The organism is Pseudolactococcus reticulitermitis (assembly GCF_002260845.1).
Classification (GTDB): Bacteria; Bacillota; Bacilli; order Lactobacillales; family Streptococcaceae; genus Pseudolactococcus; species Pseudolactococcus reticulitermitis.
In genome coordinates this window covers 1-2,492 of the sequence record NZ_BEDT01000014.1, presented here as the reverse complement: position 1 = coordinate 2,492, position 2,492 = coordinate 1, and the positions used below count along the sequence as shown (strand labels likewise).

Annotated in this window: 3 protein-coding genes and 1 pseudogene; all 4 read left to right on the top strand. The window is 35.4% G+C overall.

What is annotated here, in order from left to right; translation table 11 throughout:
• Nucleotides 1-315, top strand: a pseudogene (locus tag RsY01_RS10980) (phage/plasmid primase, P4 family); the annotation flags it as partial.
• Nucleotides 316-451: 136 nt separating this feature from the next.
• Nucleotides 452-595, top strand: a complete 144-nt coding sequence (locus RsY01_RS10975) for a hypothetical protein (protein ID WP_157905829.1) — start codon at nt 452-454, stop codon at nt 593-595.
• 56 nt (nt 596-651) lie between these two features.
• On the top strand, nt 652-1,080 hold the full coding sequence (locus tag RsY01_RS10700; protein WP_094785521.1) for a DUF1492 domain-containing protein: 429 nt from the start codon (nt 652-654) through the stop codon (nt 1,078-1,080).
• Between the two features lie 102 nt (nt 1,081-1,182).
• Nucleotides 1,183-2,175, top strand: a complete 993-nt coding sequence (locus tag RsY01_RS10695; protein ID WP_094785520.1) for a Fic family protein — start codon at nt 1,183-1,185, stop codon at nt 2,173-2,175.
• The last annotated feature ends 317 nt before the right edge of the window (nt 2,176-2,492 follow it).

The window sequence follows — 2,492 nt, the reverse complement described above, 5'->3', positions numbered from 1 at the left end:
GCAAAGCGTGTAATTGCGGATGACTATCATATCGAAATTCCTGAAGTGGTTCAAAATGCGATAAATACTTATAAAAATGACAATGATTGGCTCACTCACTTTTTAGATGATTGTTGTGAGATTAGTAAAGCATATATTGAGAAATCTGGCGTGCTTTATTCCGAGTATCGTGCATTTTGTTTAAGGACAGGCGAATATGTTCGCAGTGCAGCAGATTTCTATTTTGCTTTGGAAGCTGAGGGAATCATGCGCAAGAGAAGTAATAAAGGTGTCATCGTTTATGGTCTTCATCTAGTTTCTGAGTTCTTGGAATAGCCTATTTTTATAAAAGGTGTAGCTCTATGTAGGGTACTGCATTACTTTTCCTAGTAGGTGAAAAAATAAGACCTATAGAAGAGTTAATGTTTAGGGGTACATAGGCCTACACTAATTGAAATTAAAGGAGATAGAAATGCTAGAAAAAATAATCAAACAAAAGCTAGGTGTTGCAGTGAAGACAGCAGGAGGTCGGAGCTTGAAATTTACGACACCTACCCTTGATGGTGTTCCAGATAGATTGATACTGATGCCGAGCGGAGCATCAAGATTAAAATAGAAGGCATAAGATTTTCGAATTGATGCAATTAAAGCACGACTAGGAGGAAAAGAAAAATGACACCAAAAAACTATTTGAAACAGGCATACCGTCTGGATAATCGGATTGATAAGGAACTCTTAAGTTTGAAAGAACTCCGTGTACTGGCTATTTCAACCCAGACGGTCTCTTATGAAGAAAGAATCTCAAGTCCTAACAAAAATACCGAAGCACCATTTATTCGAGTGCTTGAAAAGGTCTATCTTCTGGAGGGGCGTATCAATGAACAGCTTGACAAATTTGTAAATTTGAAAAATCAAATGCAAGAAGCAATTGATAAACTTGAAAATATTGACTTAAATATAGTTCTCTCCTACCGCTATATTCACGGCATGACATGGGAACGAATTGCGGAAGAATTGAATGCGGATGTTCGGACGATTTATCGTTGGCATACGAAAGCCTTGAAATTGATGCAGGTTCCAGAAAAACCAATCATCATTTAGTTATCGCTCATAAAAAAGTTTATCGCTTGGTTTATCGCTTGTAAATCGAGCGATAATTTGTATTTTATGGTATAATGAAAATTGAAAAGTGAGGTAAATACGATGAAACCACCATTTTCAATCAACAATAATATGTTAAATAAAATCGTTGAAATCTCTAAAGCTGTTGGTAATTTAGAATTTCAAATTGAACGTAATTTGAAGCTTAGAAAAGAAAATCGAATCAAATCGATTCATTCATCTTTAGCAATTGAAAATAATAGTTTAACTGTTGAACAAATTACAGATATTATTGATGGCAAGCGAGTTCTTGGTAATCCAAAAGAGATTCGTGAGGTAAAGAATGCCTATGATGCTTACGAAGAGATTTTGACATTAAACCCTTATAAACAAAGTGACTTTTTGAAAGCTCATGGCTTATTAACAAATGGTATTATAAACGCTTCGGGTCAATATAGACCTAAAGATGTAGGTATCTATGACTCAGCTGGCAATTTAATTCATATGGGGGCAAGACCGCAATTTATTACCAATTTGATGAGTGACTTGTTTGATTGGGGAGCAAATGATGATACACCTGAACTGATCAAGAGTTGTGTCTTTCACTATGAAATTGAAACGATTCATCCTTTTGAAGATGGCAATGGTAGAATGGGGCGTTTGTGGCAAACTGTTATTCTTGCGAATTGGCATTCAATTTTTGCATGGATTCCGATAGAAACAATTATTTATGAAAACCAACAAGCCTATTACGATGCTTTGGCAATTGCAGATTCACAAAATGATTCTTCTGGATTTATTGAGTTTATGTTGTCTATTATTTTAGAAACACTTATCGCTTATAAAACGAGTGATAATTTAAGCGATAAAACTTCAGAAGAATTACCAACGGAGTTGTCAGGTGTTGAACTGCAAGTTTATCTTTTGATTAAAAAGTATTTGATTGACCATGATACTATTAATACAGCGGTAGCAACGAAACTTCTTGGAAAATCAGCACCAACTGTTCGTAAACATTTGTCTAGTTTAGTAAGTCTCGGTTTTTTTGAAGCTCATGGTAGCAATAAAAATCGAACTTACTCATTAAAAAAGTAAAACTTGTCAGTAAATGTCATGGTATGTCAGTCTGACAAAATGATACTATTAAGGTAGCAACAAAGCATAAAACGATTGATGCTTGTCGCAATACTAGCAAAAGAGTATCAATAAGTAGCCTTTAGGGAGTAATCCTTGAAGGTTTTTCTTATGTTGCGAGCAGTGTCCTAGCGGTGTTTATTACAGTTAGTCACACTTGGCAAAGTGTTTAAGCATTGTTAGAACGGTGTTCAACACAGTCCACCACACTTCAGACAACGTGTAAGGATGGCTGTTGAACACATGAAATTAATTGGAGGTGATGTGATGCCAAAGAA